At 48.5% G+C, this 19,905-nt stretch carries 14 protein-coding genes; 5 read left to right on the top strand and 9 right to left on the bottom strand.

The features are described from left to right. Positions 1-61: 61 nt before the first annotated feature. The gene (locus PP769_RS08010; RefSeq protein WP_312646492.1) at positions 62-2,491 is read right to left on the bottom strand and encodes an ATP-dependent Clp protease ATP-binding subunit; all 2,430 of its coding nucleotides are present in this window, start codon (positions 2,489-2,491) and stop codon (positions 62-64) included. Positions 2,492-2,807: 316 nt separating this feature from the next. On the opposite strand from PP769_RS08010, the gene PP769_RS08005 reads away from it, so the two are divergent. After that, entirely contained in the window at positions 2,808-3,662 is an 855-nt protein-coding gene (locus PP769_RS08005; protein ID WP_312646490.1) for an NAD(+)/NADH kinase, read from the top strand. A 221-nt stretch (positions 3,663-3,883) separates the two neighbouring features. Here PP769_RS08005 and PP769_RS08000 read toward each other — a convergent pair whose 3' ends face one another. Beyond that, complete coding sequence (locus PP769_RS08000) at positions 3,884-4,246, bottom strand: hypothetical protein (protein WP_312646489.1); 363 nt, start codon at positions 4,244-4,246, stop codon at positions 3,884-3,886. Between the two features lie 136 nt (positions 4,247-4,382). Between PP769_RS08000 and arsC the strand changes: the two genes are divergently transcribed. After that, positions 4,383-4,733, top strand: a complete 351-nt coding sequence (gene arsC, locus PP769_RS07995) for an arsenate reductase (glutaredoxin) (RefSeq protein ID WP_312646488.1) — start codon at positions 4,383-4,385, stop codon at positions 4,731-4,733. A 36-nt stretch (positions 4,734-4,769) separates the two neighbouring features. Here the strand turns inward: arsC and PP769_RS07990 are convergent, their stop codons facing one another. Next, the gene (locus PP769_RS07990; RefSeq protein WP_312646487.1) at positions 4,770-5,390 is read right to left on the bottom strand and encodes a DnaJ domain-containing protein; all 621 of its coding nucleotides are present in this window, start codon (positions 5,388-5,390) and stop codon (positions 4,770-4,772) included. Positions 5,391-5,646: 256 nt separating this feature from the next. Here PP769_RS07990 and PP769_RS07985 point away from each other — a divergent pair, with 256 nt between their 5' ends. From PP769_RS07985 to PP769_RS07975, 3 genes are all read left to right on the top strand, one after another. Continuing rightward, a complete protein-coding gene (locus tag PP769_RS07985; protein ID WP_312646486.1) occupies positions 5,647-6,153 on the top strand; it encodes a c-type cytochrome in 507 nt (168 codons plus the stop codon). Positions 6,154-6,243: 90 nt separating this feature from the next. Continuing rightward, a complete protein-coding gene (locus PP769_RS07980) occupies positions 6,244-9,954 on the top strand; it encodes an aldo/keto reductase (protein WP_312646484.1) in 3,711 nt (1,236 codons plus the stop codon). An 86-nt stretch (positions 9,955-10,040) separates the two neighbouring features. After that, complete coding sequence (locus PP769_RS07975) at positions 10,041-10,802, top strand: ZIP family metal transporter (RefSeq protein WP_312646483.1); 762 nt, start codon at positions 10,041-10,043, stop codon at positions 10,800-10,802. A 236-nt stretch (positions 10,803-11,038) separates the two neighbouring features. Here the strand turns inward: PP769_RS07975 and PP769_RS07970 are convergent, their stop codons facing one another. The 6 genes from PP769_RS07970 to hpt all read right to left on the bottom strand — a co-directional run bounded on the left by PP769_RS07970 (position 11,039) and on the right by hpt (position 19,905). Next, positions 11,039-11,767, bottom strand: a complete 729-nt coding sequence (locus PP769_RS07970) for a pentapeptide repeat-containing protein (protein WP_312646482.1) — start codon at positions 11,765-11,767, stop codon at positions 11,039-11,041. A 208-nt stretch (positions 11,768-11,975) separates the two neighbouring features. Further along, the gene (locus tag PP769_RS07965; protein WP_312646481.1) at positions 11,976-14,573 is read right to left on the bottom strand and encodes a DNA internalization-related competence protein ComEC/Rec2; all 2,598 of its coding nucleotides are present in this window, start codon (positions 14,571-14,573) and stop codon (positions 11,976-11,978) included. A 79-nt stretch (positions 14,574-14,652) separates the two neighbouring features. Next, a complete protein-coding gene (gene glmM, locus PP769_RS07960; RefSeq protein WP_312646480.1) occupies positions 14,653-16,002 on the bottom strand; it encodes a phosphoglucosamine mutase in 1,350 nt (449 codons plus the stop codon). A 191-nt stretch (positions 16,003-16,193) separates the two neighbouring features. Beyond that, on the bottom strand, positions 16,194-16,982 hold the full coding sequence (gene folP, locus PP769_RS07955; RefSeq protein WP_312646479.1) for a dihydropteroate synthase: 789 nt from the start codon (positions 16,980-16,982) through the stop codon (positions 16,194-16,196). A 445-nt stretch (positions 16,983-17,427) separates the two neighbouring features. Beyond that, positions 17,428-19,245, bottom strand: a complete 1,818-nt coding sequence (gene ftsH / locus PP769_RS07950; RefSeq protein ID WP_312646477.1) for an ATP-dependent zinc metalloprotease FtsH — start codon at positions 19,243-19,245, stop codon at positions 17,428-17,430. Between the two features lie 108 nt (positions 19,246-19,353). Next, positions 19,354-19,905 carry a hypoxanthine phosphoribosyltransferase gene (hpt, locus tag PP769_RS07945; protein WP_312646475.1) on the bottom strand — a complete coding sequence of 184 codons (552 nt, stop codon included), beginning with the start codon at positions 19,903-19,905 and terminating at the stop codon, positions 19,354-19,356.

Here is a 19,905-nt window from a genome sequence, read left to right as displayed (position 1 = left end):
AAACCCCCAGGACTCGAGGTCCTGAGGGTTTCATCTAACATTTGACCATCCCTATAGCCAATCAGACACTCGCTAACACCTCTTCTTCAATGAAATTTGGAGTCTGATCGGTCAGGACAACTTTAATCTTTTTGGCATCCTTAAACCGCCCCTTAATCAGTTCTTCAGAGAGAGGATCTCCCAGTCGGCGTTGAATTGTCCGGCGAAGGGGACGGGCACCGTATTGTTGTTCAAACCCTTCGTCAATCAACCACTGTTTCACCTCGTCAGTAACATCTAAAAATACTCCTCTTTCCACAAGACGAGCATTGAGTTCCCCAATAAGAATATCAACGATACTCACCAAATGTTCTTTTGTGAGTTGGTGGAAAACAACCAATTCATCGATACGATTTAAGAACTCAGGACTGAAATGACGCTTTAACTCGGCAAGGACTTCACCTCGCATGCGTGAAGAATGCTCAGCCTCTACATCACGCTGGAACCCAAGGGATACACCCTTCTGAATGAATCGGGTTCCCAAATTTGAGGTCATCACCAAAATAGTATTTTTAAAGTCCACCTTCCGACCTAGACTATCCGTCAATACTCCATCATCAAGTACCTGCAGCAACACATTAAAAATATCTGGATGGGCCTTTTCAATTTCATCAAATAAGACAACTGAATAGGGACGACGTCTTACTTTCTCCGTCAATTGCCCCCCTTCCTCATACCCCACGTAACCCGGAGGGGCTCCAAACAGCCGTGAACTGGTGAATTTCTCCTGGTACTCTGACATGTCTACTCTGATTAACGCATCATCAGTATTGAACAAGAATTCTGCTAATGCGCGAGCCAACTCCGTCTTACCTACCCCGGTCGGTCCAAGGAAAATAAACGACCCAATGGGTTTTTTGGCATCTTTCAAACCGGCCCGCGACCGACGAATGGACCGACAGACCGCAGAAATGGCTTCTTCCTGTCCTATAATACGTTTATGAAGGTAATCCTCCATGTGCAACAATTTTTCAGATTCTTCTTCTTCAAGTTTAAAGAGAGGAATCCCAGTCATTTTCGAAATGACATACGCCACATCCTCGCCTGAGATAACCGGTTTATTTTTCTCTTGCTTTTTCTTCCAATCACGCTTGGAATCATCTAATAATTTGCGGAATCGCTCTTCCTCTTCGCGAAATTTCACGGCTTCTTCAAAGTTTTGAAGCCCGATTGCTACTTCTTTTTCACGAGCCACTCTTTTGAGTTCCTGTTCCAGCGACTTCAACTCAGGGGGGAGAGCATATGTTAGCAACTTTGCTCGCGAACCGGTTTCATCGATAAGGTCAATAGCCTTATCAGGCAAAAACCTGTCGGTAATATATCGTTCACTCAGCTTCACAGCCTCTTCAACTGCCTCATCCGTAATTTCAACTCCATGATGTTCTTCATATCGATCACGAAGCCCCTGAATGATTTGCACAGTTTCCTCTACTGAAGGAGGCTGAACATAAATAGGCTGAAACCTCCGCTTGAGTGCCCCGTCCTTTTCAATATGTTTTCGGTATTCATCGAGGGTCGTTGCACCAATGCATTGAATTTCCCCACGGGACAATGCCGGCTTTAACATATTCGCAGCATCAATGGACCCTTCAGCAGCACCCGCACCGACTAACGTGTGAAGTTCATCAATAAAAAGAATAATATTCCCAGCTTGGGAAATTTCTTTCATCACTACCTTGAGCCGTTCCTCAAATTGCCCACGATATTTTGTTCCTGCTACCAAGGAACCAAGATCCAAGGCAATGACCCTGCGATTCAATAAATTGTCGGGAACATCCAGGCCAATGATCCGCTGAGCCAGCCCTTCCACAATGGCTGTTTTCCCCACACCAGATTCACCAATTAATGCCGGGTTATTTTTGGTTCGACGGCTGAGGATTTGAAGGACCCTTTGGATTTCATCTGAACGTCCAATTACAGGGTCTAGCGTTCCCTCTTGAGCCAATTGCGTTAAATCCCTCCCAAATTCATCTAACGCAGGTGTGCTACTTTTTTTATCTCGCTCACGGGTTCCTGATTTTCGAAGGAATGTGACAGTCAATTGACGTGCCGTTAGAAGATTGGCCCCTAAACTACGAAGAACTTTCCCCCCAATTCCTTCTTCCTCACGAAGTAGGCCAAGAAGGAGATGTTCACTCCCGATATGGTTGTGCCCCAGCAGTCTGGCCTCCTCGACACCGTATTCAATCACCTTTTTCACTCTGGGACTAAATGGGATTTCCCCGAACGTAACCGTCGTCCCACCCCCGGGCAGATTCCGTTCTATTTCAAGGCGGATTTGTTCCGGAGAGAGACCCATTTTTTTAATGATCATCAAGGCTATGCCGTCTGACTCTCGGAGAATCGCGAGAACCAAATGCTCGGTACCCAAATAATCGTTTTGGTGCCGTTCCGCTTCTTCTCTGGCAAGGATGATGATTTTTCTACCACGATCCGTGAATCGTTCGAACATTGGACCTCCTCTAGCCGATTATTCGCGAAACTTTTCGCTCACACATTCGTCTATTATCCACAAATAAATTCGAGAAAAATTCACAATTTCAGTCTATCCGTGATCCCTCAAAACTGTCAAGTCAGAAGCTAGAGATGAGAGATCCAGCAATAGGAATGATGATTTAGTGTACCAATCAAAAGTTGCTAAGAAAAGCCTCCTGTCACACATGGATAAAATTGCCGAACCCATTCTCGAAAAAATCCTCGCTTGCTATCAGATCAGCGAAGACACTACCATCCTGACGCCTGGCAACACCAATCCCTAATCTAAGCTCATGTCTACCTTTCAGACCATCGGGATCATCACCAAACCTAACGCCCCCAATATTCTGAAGGAGATTTCCCATCTTCGAGATTGGTTGGTGGCCCATCACAAAACCGTCATTCTTGATTCTACTCAAGGATTTCCTACTTCGGATAGTCCCACACGTATTCAGATTGCCCAGGAAGCCGACCTCCTTATTGTATTGGGTGGCGATGGCACGATGTTAAGCGGGGCACGGCTTGTTGAACAACGAGGGATTCCTATCCTGGGAGTCAATATGGGAGGTCTGGGTTTCCTCACTGAAATCAATTTTGACGATCTCCCCACAGCCTTAGAAAAAGTATTCGCAGGGAAATGGCAACTGGATAAACGCCTGATGCTAAAAGTCCAGCTACAACGCGGCGACCAAATTCTCTGCACCTACTCAGCCTTAAACGACGTGGTCATCAGTAAAGGCCACTTAGCAAGAATGATCGCCACGAGAATATGGGTAAACCACGCATTTATGACAAACTTGCGTGGTGATGGACTCATCGTCGCTACTCCGACGGGATCGACCGCTTACTCCCTTTCGGCAAAGGGTCCGATTTTAGATCCACGGCTGGAAGTGTTGCTGATCAATCCAATTTGCCCACACACCTTTTCCCACCGCCCCTTCCTCGCCCCTGGCGATGTGCCGATCACCATTGAACTGACAAGTCAGGAACCAGCCATGGCGACCATAGATGGCCAAGTGGGAGTAGAAATGTTAACTGGTGATCTTGTGCAAGTGCGAGCCTCAGACCACCGCACGCATCTTATTCGTTTTCCCGAGCGAAGCTACTTTGAGGTATTACGTACAAAATTAAAGTGGGGGGATGGGTGACTCCGGCCTTCTAGACTCTCTACCACCAACACGACCAATTTTATGACTATCTCATTAGCTTCATAGCCTGGCAAATCTGAAATTTCAATTAATTTATTCATTAAAACCGTCTGCCCGTATTTAATCAAAAAAAAATAGACGATTGAATTCAAAAAAAGGAAAGAAAACGGAAAATGCCCTGACAAGCAAACTGCAGGGAAGGCTTTAATTTCAATAGAGCCTTATGGTGCACACTCGGGACATTCTTTCCGCTCAACAGGGGCATAAAATTCAGATGCGGTGAGAGGAAAAACTTGATCGCACGTTTCGCAATAGCGAATTTCAAAAAAAGGCACGCCCTCCTCGTTGATTTCGCACGGCAACAATAAATCAATAGGGTCGAATCCTAGGGATTTTTCATCGGGAAACTTGACCACTGCAAGCCGAACGTTAAAAAATTCAAATACCCCTTCCTTGCCTTTATACCGATCTTCATGACCCATCACATACACGGGCTGACCTTTACGTTTAATCCGAAGATCCTTTAAGGTTCGCTCGGTCTCAGATGCACAAAAAAAGTCTTGAGCTGGGTTTGGCTCGCTCATTCTGGCAAAATCCCTCTGTCGTATGTATTCATCAGACTGATCCTTCCGCTAACTGCTGGACCAGCTTGTAGCATGGCCCCAAAAAGGAGGTCAAGGCTGATAAAATTGACAGACCAATCACAAAGGAGACGTATTTATGGCTGACATCCTCATTTATCACAAACCAACGTGCTCCACCTGCAGACAGGTCATCAAATTAGTAGAGCAAAGCGGGCAACCCTATACGACCATTAACTATTACGAAAAAACTTTTTCTAAATCCACGCTCAAAGGGCTACTCAAAAAAGCTGGGATTAAATCGTCAGAAATCATCCGTAAAAAGGAAGAGATATACAAAAAGCTGAACTTACAAAACTCAGAATTCACCGATGATGAATTATTAGATATCCTCATCAAACATCCGGATCTCATCCAGCGTCCTCTGGTCCAAAAAGGGGACCAAGTAATCCTCGCCCGCCCTCCGGAAACCGTCACCAAAATTCTTTAACAACATCTTCCCGTGAGAATTGAGGCGGGCCGTATGTCAAAATGGCCGCTGCATAGAATCTGAGGCCGTACTGCCAAAATAGTCGGTTTTGAGAAACTGGTAGGCTTCGATAATACGCCGCAGTTCCGGCTCGGAACTGCGGTCGCCCTGCCGAATATCAGGATGTATCTTTTTGGCCCGCTCCCGAAAGGCTCGAGTCACCACTGGCAAAGGACTTCCAAATTCAACACCCAGTACTTCATAGGCTTGGACAGACGAACGAATTTCCCCACGAACAGAAGTGGGCTCTCCCTCCCCTCCGCTGCCGCCCGCAGCCTTGAAAAAATTAAAAAGATTGATCTTGTGCCTTCGACGGCGAGGACGCTGCCTGATCTCGCTTTCAAACTCTTCAAACCGGTCCTCAATAAATTCTAAGCGTGATTCCAAACGCTGGGCCGTAGTCAATTCGGTAATATCCTCCAACTCCCCCTCAACCAGCCCCAACATCCGATCAACCTCGATCAACCCCTGCTCAACATGCAAATAGGCCTCTGTCCGCTCTTGAAACATCGTTTCAATAGCAAAGTCCAAGCTTTGCTCAGATTGATCACGAAGCTTAGCAATCCGCCGACTCATGCCAGCCACAAATTTCCGACGATTGTGTTCATTTAACGCCATAAAGCCAATGCTCAAGAAAAATTTGGGACTAATTGTACCACAACTGGCCACCATGGAAGGATGTTTGTTATGACTTGAAAGGAAGGTCCCCCAATGGAAAATAGTTAATAAATAGCTGAGATTGCCCCCCAGCTGGATGATTGGTATCCTGATGACCTTTGTGAACCCTTGAAAAGCTTAAGATATAAGGAACACGAGTTATCTCCCAAGTAGTTAACTTTTTTAGTTTTCCCAAATCTTATTGAAGGAGGGTTTCATGAATCACTACCTGCTTATTTTGGGAAGTAGCTTTTTTCTCTCCATCATCCATACGCCAATAGCTTGGTCAGTCAACCCTGCCGGCTATGGTAGCGCAGGTGGTGAATTCAACATCAAAATCTCCAGGGTCCCCTCGAATGAGATAGCCAAAGCCAAATCGGCGCAACCTCCAATTGAACCCACCTCGGAAATACTTGCCGAAGGTAAAGAAATTTTTTTGGGACGTGGAGGGTGTATTAGTTGTCATGGTGCCGAAGGTAAAGGGGATGGGCCGGCCGCAAAAAACCTTCCCATTCAACCGAGAAATTTTACCAACCCGAAGTTTAACACCTATCGAACACCGGGTGAAATGATGTGGGTCCTTAAAAACGGAAGTTTGGGACAAACCGGCCGAGTCCCTGGAACAGGAATGCTTCCGGTTGTTCAGCCCAATGGTTTCATTTCGGAGGAAGATGGATGGAAGGTGTTGCTGTATGAACGAAGCCTCGGAGAACAACAGCCATAATACTTCTTTTCCCTAACGTAATAATTATTTCGGAATCCAACGTTTCTATCATTATTCATTACCCTATAGGAGGTTGAGTGAAAAGCCCTTATGTCTGAATCCACAACAGAACGCCAACCCAATCGTCTGAGTCACGAAACGAGCCCTTACCTCCTTCAACATGCCTACAACCCGGTAGATTGGTTCCCCTGGGGAGAGGAGGCGCTGAATCTGGCAAAAAAAGAAAATAAGCCTATCTTGCTCTCCATAGGTTATTCGGCCTGCCATTGGTGCCACGTCATGGAGCGGGAATCCTTTGAGAATCAGGCCATCGCAGATCTGATGAACCGGTACTTTGTGAATATAAAAGTGGACAGGGAAGAACGTCCGGATTTGGATGAAATCTATATGCAGGCCACGACTGCCATGAACCAGGGGCACGGCGGATGGCCCATGACCGTATTTCTCACCCCTGATCAGGAACCCATTTTTGCGGGAACTTATTTCCCTCCCACCGACCGCTATGGTCGTCCGGGATTCGGATCAATCCTGACAAACATCGGGGAGGGGTGGAAGAAAGATCAATCCAACATCGCCCAACAAGCCAGTCGATTCACCGCACGCCTGCGAAATGCCCTGCAACCCGCATCTCCCCTTGCCGTTGGCGCAGCCGAGATTGAAGATGCCGTTAAGCAATATGCTCGTGATTTCGACGCACGCTACGGGGGATTTGGACGTGCACCCAAATTCCCACCTGCCACCGGCCTCTCCTTTCTCCTGCGCCAATATCACTGGAGTCGAGAGAAGAAAATACTCGCCATGGTCACCAAAACCCTGGATGGGATGGCCGAAGGCGGACTGTATGATCATATTGGTGGAGGATTTGCTCGCTATTCCACCGATGACGAATGGTTAGCCCCGCACTTTGAAAAAATGCTGTATGACAACGCACTCCTTGCTCGGACATACGTTGAAGCGTTTCAAGTCACAGGTGAGAATCGATACCGCCAGGTCGCCACAGAGACCCTAGATTACATTTTACGAGAAATGACTGCACCGGAAGGTGGTTTTTATTCAGCCACTGATGCGGACAGCGAAGGAGTGGAAGGTAAGTTTTTCGTGTGGACCCCGGAACAGATACGTGAAATTCTGACAAACGAACAAGACGCCACTTGCTTTTGCGCGTATTACGACATCACGGATGAAGGCAATTGGGAACACACCAACATCCCACGCACAAAAAAATCACTCGAAACCGTAGCGAAGGAATTAGGCTGTTCCCCTGAAGACTTACGTGAGACCATCATGCGTACAAAATCCACCGTGTATCAGGCTCGTCTGAAACGTGTACCACCGGGACTCGATGACAAAATCATCACCGCCTGGAATGGCATGATGATCGGCACGATGGCCGAAGCCGGTCGAGTATTCAACCATGAACCGTATCTGGATGGTGCCATCCGGGCCGCCGATTTCCTGCTAACCACGCTTTCACGGCCTGAAAGCCGGCTGTGGCGCACCTACCGGGCAGGGCACGCTCACCTCAATGCCTGTTTGGAAGATTATGCTTATGCGGCCGAGGCGATGATCGATGTCTATGAAGCCACAGGGCATGAACGGTATCTCCATGAAGGAGTCTCATTAGCGGAACGCCTCCTTGAAGACTTTGAAGATCGAGAGCATGGAGGATTCTTTACCACAGCCGCCGATCATGAGGCCTTAATTATCCGGGGGCGGGAAGGTGCCGATGGTGCAACTCCCAGTGGAAATGCGGTGGCCGCATCGGCGTTAGCCCGCTTATCATTTCACCGTGATCGCGAAGACTTTCGGAAAGCCGCGACCAATGCTATCCGTGCCTATGGCCAACAAATCGGTCAGGTGCCACGAGGGTTTCCCAAAAGTCTCATGGTCGTCGATCTTTTATTACGAGGGCCGGTGGAATTGGCTCTCGTGGGATCTCCCACTGACAAGGGATATAACCAACTCCGCACGGCGGTCAATGCGTGTTTCGTCCCGTATCGCATTTTGGCCTATCGGCAAGAGCTGGAGGCTGAAACCCCTCATCCCCTGTTAACCGGGAAAACCCTGGTCGATGGGCAAGCCGCGCTCTATGTCTGTAAGAACTTTGCCTGCCAGGCTCCGATTACCGATCCTCAAGAGGCCATTGACGTATTGACTTATCCTCAGGGAACCATCACCTCAACTGACCCACCCGTGCAAGCACTGACCAGCCAGGGGCTTTCCGGACATGCCACTCCTCAAGGAACGGGGCAGTACGTGGCCAGAATCCTGGCCAGCCCTCAGGATTCGCCCCCTTCCTCCCATGGATATACGTCTTTGGGTTCAACCGGATTGACCACTTCTCGCATAGGCTTTGGTGGTTACCGGATCAACCTTGGAGTGGAAGACCACCGCAGAGCCCTTGAAAAGTCTTTACAAGACGGGTGCAACCTTATCGATACGTCCACCAATTATGCCGACGGTGGGAGCGAACGATTGGTGGGTGTTGTGCTCAAGGATCTCATCGCTAAAGAGGTTGTCTCTCGTGATGAAGTCATCGTGGTTTCAAAAATCGGCTATGTGCAGGGCAATAATCTTACGCGCGCTGAGACCAGGGAACAAGCCGGCAAACCGTTTCCCGAGATGGTCAAATATGGCGAAGGCATCTGGCATTGCCTCCATCCATCGTTTCTAGAAGAACAACTCATTCTGTGCCTTGATCGCCTGGGACTGGAAACCCTGGATATCTGCCTCCTGCATAATCCAGAATATTTCCTGTCCGATGCCAAGAACAGGAACTTGTCGATTGATCCCCTCAGACTTGAAGATCTCCGGCAAGAGTTTTATCGCCGCCTGGAACAGGCATTTTCTTATCTGGAGACACAAATCGCCGCCGGCCGTTTGCAATACTATGGAGTCTCCTCCAATACCTGCACGGCCAAACCCGATAATCCCGAAGCCACCTCTCTCTCTCGCATGCTCAAGGCCGCTGAAGCTGCCGCAAAACATGCCGGCATTCCGCACCATCATTTTCGAATACTGCAACTCCCGATGAATCTGTTTGAATCGGGAGCTCTGCTCACGCCCAATACCGGTCCCGAACAGGCGCAAACAGTCTTGTCATTCGCCCAGGAAGCCAACATTGCTGTTTTGGTGAACCGGCCTCTGAATGCCATTCCTGGAAAAGGCGGAGGCATGATCCGCCTCGCAGACCCTCAGGTGGAAATTTCCAATACAAATTTTGATGCCCAACAACCAAAAGTCGCCGCGCTGGAGAACGACTACAAGCAGGTGTTAGCACCCCAGGTCCCCACACCCGAAAAAGGAGCTGCTCCGCTGGACTATTTCAACTGGGCCGAAGAACTGAAGCGGATTCGTCCGTCTATCCACAATCTCGAGCACTGGGATCAAATTGAATCACAAACGATTGCCCCACATGCCAATCAGGTCTTCCAACTGCTCACCCGACATTTCGCCGGCAAACAGGAAGAGGTGCAAATATGGGAATCGTGGCGCGATCGCTATGTCCCTGAACTCGTCTCCCTCCTCAAGGTCATGCGCATGGAGGCCGCACAAAAAAGTGCAAAGAAACTCTCTGAAATTCGTAAGCTCATTGACCCCCTTATACCAGAATCCAAACGGGAAGAACCCTTTGCCCGGAAAGCCCTCTGGGCGGTTGCCAGTATCCCAGGTGTAACCTGTGTGCTCAACGGCATGCGACATCCTGTTTATGTGGATGACTCACTGACCATTCTGAAATGGGAAGCGCTCCCTCAATCCCGTGCACTATTTGAGACTATTCATACATCCGAGGTTCCCTGATACCTGATTTCATATTATTTTTAATTTGAAAATGAAACCAAGTTTCATTATTGCCAACAAACTCCAATATTTGATAGGTTTAGTTTATGGAAACAATCGGATCATTAATCGGGCTTGGCGCGATTGCGGGGGTTTTCCCGATTTATCTCGGCATTGCCTTGGCTTTAATAGTTGCAAAGGCCATGAGCAGGACTTGGGAAGGCTATTTAACTGGAATCGCAACGGGTGTACTGGTCTATCTCTTTTTTGACCTCATGCACGAGGCTGTGGAATTCACGGGCGCGACAGATGTTCTTTCGTGGGTCGCCTTTCTCGGAAGCCTGTTGATCGGGTTTGTGGGATTAGTCCTCATTGAGCAACGCCAGCAGGGTCGGAATCGGACAGAGCCATCCAAGCTATTCCTCCCCTACATGATTGCGCTAGGAATGGGCCTTCATAATTTGGGGGAAGGCCTGGCAATCGGCGCCGCCTACATGCAGGGCGAATGGGTCTTAAGCGGGGTCCTCATTATGGGTTTCGCTCTACACAATGGGACAGAAGGATTTGCCATCATCGGCTCGGCTGGAAAATCAAGACCGAGTTTCAAAGATATCTTTTTGATGGGATTGCTGGCAGGTCTGCCAACTTGTTTGGGAACTTTAATCAGCGGATTCGCGGTGTCTCACTATTTTACCATCATGTTTTTTGCGTTAGCCGCGGGCTCGCTGTTATATGTAATCTTTTCTCTAACCACGATTTTCTATACCGCCACCCGTCGGGTCCAATCGGCCTATGGGGTCTTCACTGGTATCAGTCTCATGTTCCTCACGGCCATGGTTCTGCAGATCGTCAGCGGCATTCGCACGTAAGAAGGCAACGGGCTGAAGTCTAGCACTCATGGAAATTCAAATTCAGGGCGGCCAAAAGTTCGCTGCACGTTCCTCTGAACAATCACCCTCTTTTTTTTACACAAGAAACCGCGAGTCTCTTCCTCAGATTACGATCAAAAAATCCCGTTTTCCACTATTGGCATGATCTGTCTGGTCTCCATCCGAAATTTTCCATCACAAGTGAAGATTTCTTAACACCTCACAACGTCTCACAACTAATCCTCCCCACATACATGAGGATACTCCATTGAAAGCTGTGCATAGATTGGCGGGTCAAGGCGAGCCTGCCGCAATGATTTGGCTTTTGACAATTGGAGGAGAGTCGTGTTGTAAAGATCCTGAAGATTAGCCTCCTCCAAATTCACCTGAATCAGTGAAGCCTGCTCAACATTCGCACCCCCTAGATTCGCTTGCGTGAGATTGGCCTGTGCCAAATCAGCACGACCAAGATTGGCGCTAGCAAGATCCGCCTGGGCCAGATTTGCCTCTCGCAGCTTACATCTCTCCAAATTAGCCTCAATGAGTTTTGCGCCTTGTAAATTGGCCAAGAGAAGATTCGCTTCAGTCAGATTCGCTTCGGTGAGATCTGCCCCTGTTAAATCCGTTTTGGCAAGATGTGCCCGCTCAAGATTCGCCCGTATGAGTATGGCCCGGAGAAGATCCGCGTCACTCACATTCGCATTTTCCAAGTTCGCGCCGGTCAAATTTGTTTCCAACAAACTGGACTCTGTCAAATTAGCCCCGGCCAATATGGCACCTGAAAGATCCGCGTGATTGAAATTGACATCTTGCAAGTTAGCACCGGCCAAATCGACACAGGACAATTCCAGTCTGGAAAAATTTCCACCACTCAAATCTATGCGAATGGAAGGATTGGCTTTTCTCCATGCATTCCAGACATTTACCCCCGCCTTGATGAGCTTCAATTGGTCTTGATTCGCCATGAGACTCCTTTAATGACAATAACCGATCTTGAGAAATTTTTTATCTTTGGCTGACAATCTGTCCTCGACAGCGGCTTAAAACGTGGAAGCAAAATTTGGCACACCACTCTTCCTCATTTGCGGAAATAGACAAACCCACACAGCAGTTATCGAATACGGCAATTTTATCGTAAAATGTTCACGATGGATTCGCAATGTGGCGAATAGGCTATTTATGAGGAAGACCCCGAAATCCAGATGCCACGCTGTTGGAAAAACCGTTTAATCGATTCCCTATTCGAGTCCAATTGCCCCATTCCTCTCTCCACATACGCGGGCCGGCTTGAATCTGGAGCAGGCTTCCCTCCCTCGCTGTTCGCACCGTCATGTCGTCCGATCCGATACTTCCCATGAACCAGACCGCTCCATCGCGATCAGTCCGGTATACAGGAAGGCCTCGCTGTTTATACGCATCCAACACCTCAGGAGCTGGATGTCCGTACCGATTATGGGCACCGACCGAAACAACCATCGCCTCAGCTTGAAGGCGATTCACCCATTCACGATGCAGAGAACTTTTCGCTCCATGATGCGGTACTTTCACGATGCGGGCAGAAAAACCATTGGAAACCCGAAGCAATTCATTCAGAGATTGCTGTTCCGCATCGGCCGTGAACAAAAATGAATGCGGCCCGCACTCGAGCCTGGTGACGAGCGATCGATTATTGAGACTCTTTCCACTAGACACTGTTCGGGAACCATACTTCTCCGTCCCTGGGCTGGGGGAGGGACCAAGCACAGTCAGAGAGCAAGGTCCGGGGCCGACAATGACAGTTCCTGCTTTGCTTGTCTGTTCCTGAAGCCCAGCAGATTTCACCGCCGAGTGGAGGCGAGAAAAAAAGCGTTCCGGGCGAGAGATGCCATTATCCCAATAATGTCCTACCTCGAACGTATCCAACACCCACGGCAGGCCACCCACATGATCCCATTGCGGATGCGTCGCAACCACATGATCCAACCTCCGGATCCCCTGATTCCAGAGATACGGTCCGATGACCGCGCGTCCCATATCCAATTTTCGATAGGATGGTCCACCATCGATCAAGACGGTTTGGCCGTCGGGTAATTCAATGAGGGTGGCATCACCTTGTCCCACATCCAGGAACGTGACTCGTACGGTTCCCGGATCCCACCCTGTGCGCGGGGACCATCCCCACCACAGGAGAATCGCGAGCAGAATTGTGCCACAGCCCCATCGGATCAACTTCCGATGCCACATAGCCACAACCACGGCCAACAGTCCCCAAAAGACGATCATCGAACTCAAGCTCGGCGATGCGACATACCAGGCCGCTCCGGGAACATGTGAGAGCATCATCACGACCTGCGCGAGCCAGTCAAAGATCCATTGATTCAGACTGGACAAAGGAAGAGTTCCTCCTCCCGCCACTAAGACCATCATCCCTGACAACAAACCTAGAGGAATCATGATCGCGCCGACCAAGGGCACAATCACCATATTTGCCAATAATCCCAGCCACGGTATTTGATGAAAGTCATGGGCGACCAAAGGCAAAGTGGTCAGGCTGACTGCGAGGGTCATCAGCCAGGCTAGCACCGCCTTTTGCCAGAGACCCAAGAGCCATGTCGGTTGTGCTGGTGGGAAGGCTGCATCTAATCCGGATAGCTTGGAATCCTTTTCTTTCCGGGCCTGAACCACGAATGCAATTGCAGCAACTGAGAGATATGATAACTGGAAAGAAATATCCTGAATGGCCTCTGGATGCGGCAACACCATAAGAAGCGCGGCTAGGGCTAGCGCTGTCACCAGATTGCGTTCCCTTCCCAACCATATGCCGGCACAACACACCACGATCATAATCCATGAGCGGACCGTCGCCATTTCCGCACCCGCCAGCAAGGTATAAAAAGAGACGGCCGGCAATGTGATAAGGACCGCAAACCGTGTGGCGGTGAGTCGTAACGAAAGTTGTTCCAGCCAAACGGTCGGTAACTGGCGCAGGCTCCATCGTGCTCCGGCAAAAATCAACAATGCCAATAACCCTAAATGAGACCCGGAGATCGAAAGAATATGCACGGTTCCGCTGGCCATAAAAGCGTCTCGAATATCCGACTCAATATAACTTTGCTCTCCCAGTACCATCCCTAGGAACAATCCCAATGCAGGATTGGTGAGACTGGAGACCGCCGCAGAATGAATCGATTGGCGCCAGCGATCGACCACACCCAATATAAACCCACGGGTGGTCAGCTCCGGGGTGCCCTGAATCCTGATGCCTTCCGGGCCTTGCACAGTCGCGACAGCATGAATTCCTTGGCGTTTTAGATATCGTCCATAATGAAACCCGCCAGGGTTCATGGTTCCATAGGGTTCGCGTACTCTGGCCATAAAGGCGACATGATCACCGTAACTTAATGTAGAAGCACCTGGTTCCCGCCAAGTGAGACGGATTCGCCCATGAGCCATCTGCGCCTCTCCCTGTTTCACCATATGGGTCGCCTCCACCAGCAAAACCAGCCCATCCGGGGTCTGCCTGACCGGTGCAACAATAGTTCCTTCAAGGAAGATGGGCTGTTCTCCCCCCTCGATAACGAGATTCGAATCCCATTGCGTGGCCGATGCCCAATAACCATGGCCGATTCCTCCCACCACAAGGGCAAACAGGATGAACCCGGTTTTTCGAGTTAGGCGTCGCTGTTGTTCAAACCAGGTGAGAATGCACCCAAAAATAAAAAGAGCCCCCAAAAGTGATAGGGGGAAGAATGGTAGAAACGGGCCAAACCAAAGCCCGGTGAGGTAGGACACTACTCCATGGAGTATCACATAGGACAATGCATATGGTTAATGAAACTCTTTACCAAGACCGGCGACAGCAACCTGATCCTTACTGAATGCAGGACTTCACCACTGTGATTAAATCATCTGCAATCTCCTGTATGACCTGGTTATCTTGACCTTCAACCATCACTCGCAGCAATGGTTCCGTACCGGAATAGCGTACAAGAATCCGCCCGGTTCCATTCAGCGCCCGCTCTTTGTCTTGAATAGCCTGCTGTAACTGTGGAAGGCTCTGCAGATCAGGCTTGCGGGGAACGGTGACCCCTACCAATACTTGAGGGGTAGAATGCATACACATGGCAATTTCCGACAATGGTTTTTGAGCTCGCTTCATCAGCTTCAGCATTTGCAAGCCGGAGATCATTCCATCACCACTCGTATGATAATCCAAAAATATCATATGGCCGGATTGCTCTCCACCCAGATTAAAATCTTCAGCCACCATTCGCTCTAAGATATATCGGTCCCCAACAGCCGTTCGTACCAAATTGATACCAGCCTCTCGCATACAGACCTCAAACCCAAAATTACTCATCACGGTTCCGACCACGGTATTGTGTCGTAATCGGCCTAGCCGTTTAAGGTCAAGAGCAAAAGCCGCCAAGGCATGATCTCCATCCACCACCTGTCCCTTCTCACAGACAAACAAAGCCCGATCCGCGTCTCCGTCAAGGGCAATACCGAGGTCGGCCTTCCGGTCTCGAACCATCTGCTGTAACCGTTCCGGGTGCACCGCACCACACCCGTCATTTATATTGAGACCGTCAGGTTCATTGCCCATCACCCAGACTTTCGCGCCTAGTTCATGAATGACCTTTGGGAAAACGTGATACGCTGCTCCATGGGCACAATCCAAGACAATTCGCATATTTTGAAAATCCATTTCACGGGGAAGCGAACGCTTGACGAACTCAATATATCGTCCTTCAGCATCATCAATGCGATAGGCTTTTCCGATGGCGTCAGCGGTCGGTCGAATATGCTCAATTTCATTGGAAAGAATAAGATTCTCAATACGGTGTTCCAGTTCATCCGGCAATTTCATCCCGTCATTCGAAAAAAACTTTATGCCATTATCCTGATAGGGGTTGTGGGAAGCAGAAATCATCACCCCGGCATCGGCTCTCAAGCTACGGGTCATGAACGCAATTGCCGGGGTGGGTAAGGGGCCGACCAATAAGACATCCACACCCATAGAGCACAGTCCGGCAGTTAAGGCAGACTCCAGCATATACCCGGACACACGAGTATCTTTGCCAATGATGATTTTATGTCGTCCATCACGTTTACGAAAAACATGGGCTGCCGCCCGTCCTAATTTCATGGCCATTTCGCTAGTCATCGGATCCAGGTTCGCGACCCCACGCACCCCATCCGTACCGAATAGTTTCCCCATGTGGTTCCCTTTTTTTAGTAATGAACTCAGACCATAAAACAAAATGAATAGCGGGAAATATATGTTGTCGCACTACTCAAAAGCGCATCAAAGGCCTGGAACGAAAATCCCAAAAATCCAGTCCAAGCCATTGTTGTAAGCCGGACAAAGGGGTGAAAACGCCACGGGGGGAGATCTTACCACCGACCCTATTACTTGTCGCACAAATTTTGTAAAGCTTGAGCCACCTTAATAGCATCGTGCATGGCTCCCACCTCATGAACTCGTACAATATGAACTCCCTGCCAGACAGCAGCGGCCACCGCAACAGCATTCCCGAATTCCCGTTTCCCAACCGGTTTTCCCGTTAATGTCCCTATAAAGGCTTTCCGTGACACCCCAATTAAAATAGGGTGTCCCAATGGAAGGAATTCCCCAATGTTACTAAGAATTTTCAAATTATGATCAAGGGTTTTCCCAAACCCGATTCCCGGATCAATCATAATATGATCTGCCGGAATCCCCATCGATCGAGCCATGGAGACCCGTTCAGATAAAAAGTCTTTAATTTCAACTACGACATCTTTATATTGTGGGGCATGCTGCATATTTATACTATGCCCCTGGCGGTGCATGAGGACCAACCCTGCTCCGGTTTCTTGAATTAATTGAGCCATTCGAGGATCATCTTGAAGAGCGCTCACATCATTGATGATATCGGCGCCTAGATCCAATGCGGTTCGAGCCACAGCAGCTTTGCGTGTATCAATAGAAATGGGGATATTGGTGAGTTTTCTCAACGCGGTCAGAATGGGAGCAATTCGATTTATTTCCTCGTTCTTATCCACATATAACGCTCCAGGCCTCGTCGATTCTCCCCCGATATCAATTAAGTCCGCTCCCTCGGCAATCATCTGTTGTGCTCGTTCAAGGGCTGCCTCAGCGTTGAGGAAATGTCCATCCTCAGAAAAAGAATCCGGAGTCATGTTCAAGATACCCATGATTAAGACCTTTGACCCAATGGGCAAGGTCTTTTCTCGGCATCGGATTGCAGTAAAAGTGGGACCTGCGACAGCTGCGGGTTTCATGGGCTTATGCCGTTAACCAACTCATTGGCATGAGGGGGTTTTAAAAATCAAATAGGACTTTCTGCCATATAAATTTCAACGAATTGAATGATTAGAAAAGCCGCGAATGGACAAAGAAAAGAATAGTGGAAGGGGTAACGTTTGATAGATAAATTCTTAAGGGGGAAGCCCTCACAATAGTGATGGGCCCAATTAACATGCTCTAAACCCACGGTGGATGGAGAAAAATGATTTCAATGGAAACAAGGGGTTCAAACATTTGAGTTTTTCATAAGGGGGAGTAGGAAAAATATACCAGCTTAGCCTGAAACGAGAATTCCGTGGCTATTCTAATTGATGAAAAATTCATGAAATCTCGTTACACTGCTGCAGCTTGCTCAAGCGAAGATGACTGTTGAACAATTTTTTCAATTTCGATGCCGTCTAACACCTCTTTTTCCAACAATGCTTCAGCGATGGCCCGTAGTGTATGAATGTGTTCGGTTAGCATCCTGGTCGTTCGTTCATAAGATTCAACTACAAGCCGTTTGACTTCCTTGTCAATTTCTAAAGCCACTTGATCACTAAAATCTCGACGAGAACCAAAATCACGTCCCAGGAAAACTTCTTCGTCTTTTTTTCCAAATGTCAATGGACCTAATTTTTCACTCATACCCCATTCGCAAACCATTTTTCTCGCCAAATCCGTGGCCCGCTCAATATCGTTCCCAGCCCCAGTGGTCACGCTTTTAAATATTAATTCTTCTGCCACGCGCCCCCCAAACAGAATGGAGAGTGTATTGTACAAAAAGTCCTTCGAGTAACTATGTCGGTCATCGATGGGCAGTTGCATCGTCATGCCCAAAGCCCGCCCCCGAGGAATAATGGTGACTTTATGAACAGGATCCGTTCCTGGTAAGAGTTTCGCCATCAAAGCGTGGCCCGCCTCATGAAACGCCGTCGTGCGCTTTTCTTCCTCAGTCAGAACCATGCTCTTACGTTCGACACCCATTAAAACCTTATCTTTGGCGTTTTCAAAATCTATTTGGTCAACAGTTTTTTTATCGAGGCGAGCAGCCCACAAGGCGGCTTCGTTAACCAGGTTTTCCAAATCAGCCCCGGAAAAACCCGGAGTCCCTCTGGCAATTTGCTCCAAATCCACATCTGACGAGACAGGGACTTTTTTAGTATGAACCTTGAGAATTTCCCCTCTCCCACGAACATCAGGACGATTCACGACAACTTGCCGATCAAACCGGCCTGGTCGTAACAAGGCAGGATCCAGCACATCAGGTCTATTGGTCGCCGCAATCAGGATCACGCCTTCCGTGGTATCAAACCCATCCATTTCAACTAATAATTGATTTAGGGTTTGCTCCCGTTCATCATGCCCTCCCCCAAGACCGGCGCCACGCAATCGGCCTACCGCATCAATTTCATCAATAAAAATGATACAAGGCGCATGCTTTTTCCCCTGCTCAAAGAGATCTCGAACCCGTGAAGCCCCAACTCCGACAAACATTTCTACAAAATCCGATCCACTAATGCTGAAAAACGGCACACCAGCTTCGCCAGCAATCGCTTTGGCTAACAAGGTTTTCCCCGTACCTGGAGGCCCAACAATCAAGACTCCTTTAGGAATACGCCCACCTAATTTTTGGAATTTTGCAGGGTCCTTCAGAAAATCTATGATTTCCACCACTTCCTCTTTTGCCTCATCCACCCCCGCGACATCCGCAAACGTGATTTTTTTCTTCTCCTCGGTTAGGAGGCGGGCACGGCTTTTCCCAAATGACAGAGCCCGGTTGCCGCCCATCTGCATTTGACGCATCAGGAAAAACCACAATCCCAAAAAGAGTACAAATGGTCCCCAGGAGAGCAGGAAGGTGATGTACCAGGGATTATCTTCAGGTGGTTTGGCTTCAATTTGTACGGATTTTTCCTGCAATACCTTAACCAGGTCTGGATACTCAACCGAATAGGTTTGGATCCGGGTACCATCTTTCAAAATCGCACTGATATTATTGTTCTTGATGATAACTCGTTCAACATCCCCTTTTTCCAAGTGTGCCATGAAATCGCTAAAGATGACGGGATCTTCTGGATGCTGATTGGGCACCGTAAAGAGATTGAACAACAAAATCATGAACAAACACACAAACACCCAAAACAGTAAGTTTTTCACCCGAGAATTCATACCGAGGGTAACCCCCTTAGCAATTCAAATGTCATAAAGAGCCATACCGTCCAGCCATTAGCTTAACCAATTGATTCTATCACGCACTTTTTAGAACTGACAACCGCATCAAGACTGGGAGTCTTCTCGAACCAACTTTGGGTCGAGTTTAGCCAGGTAGGGAAGATTTCGATATTTTTGCTTAAAATCCAGCCCATATCCCACAACATAGGTCGAAGGCACTTCAAACCCCACATATCGCAAATCAACCTCCACTTTGCGATTGGCAGGCTTGCTAATCAACGCGCAGACAGCCACAGAGGCTGGTTTCTTCTTCATCAACGTTTTGACTAAAAACTGAGCAGTTATTCCAGAGTCCACAATATCTTCTACCAGCAACACATGGCGATTATTGATCTTTTCTGTCAACTCTGACCACACTTTCACCTTTTTGGCGGAACTACCGATGGTTTTGTGACTTTTGGCAATCAGAAAATCAATCTGAATAGGCAATCGGATGACTCGAACCAGATCAGCAAAAAACACATAGGCCCCTTTGAGCACACCGACAACCAAGAGATCCTTGTCTTGATAATCCTGAGAAATTTGCTTTCCCAGGTCCTTAATGCGCGCCCTCATGGCTTCTTGCGTAACCAGTGGTTTTCCAAAGATTTGATCCAT

It is taken from the genome of Candidatus Nitrospira allomarina (assembly GCF_032050975.1).
Taxonomy (GTDB): Bacteria; Nitrospirota; Nitrospiria; order Nitrospirales; family UBA8639; genus Nitrospira_E; species Nitrospira_E allomarina.
This window is presented reverse-complemented; position numbering and strand designations above follow the sequence as displayed.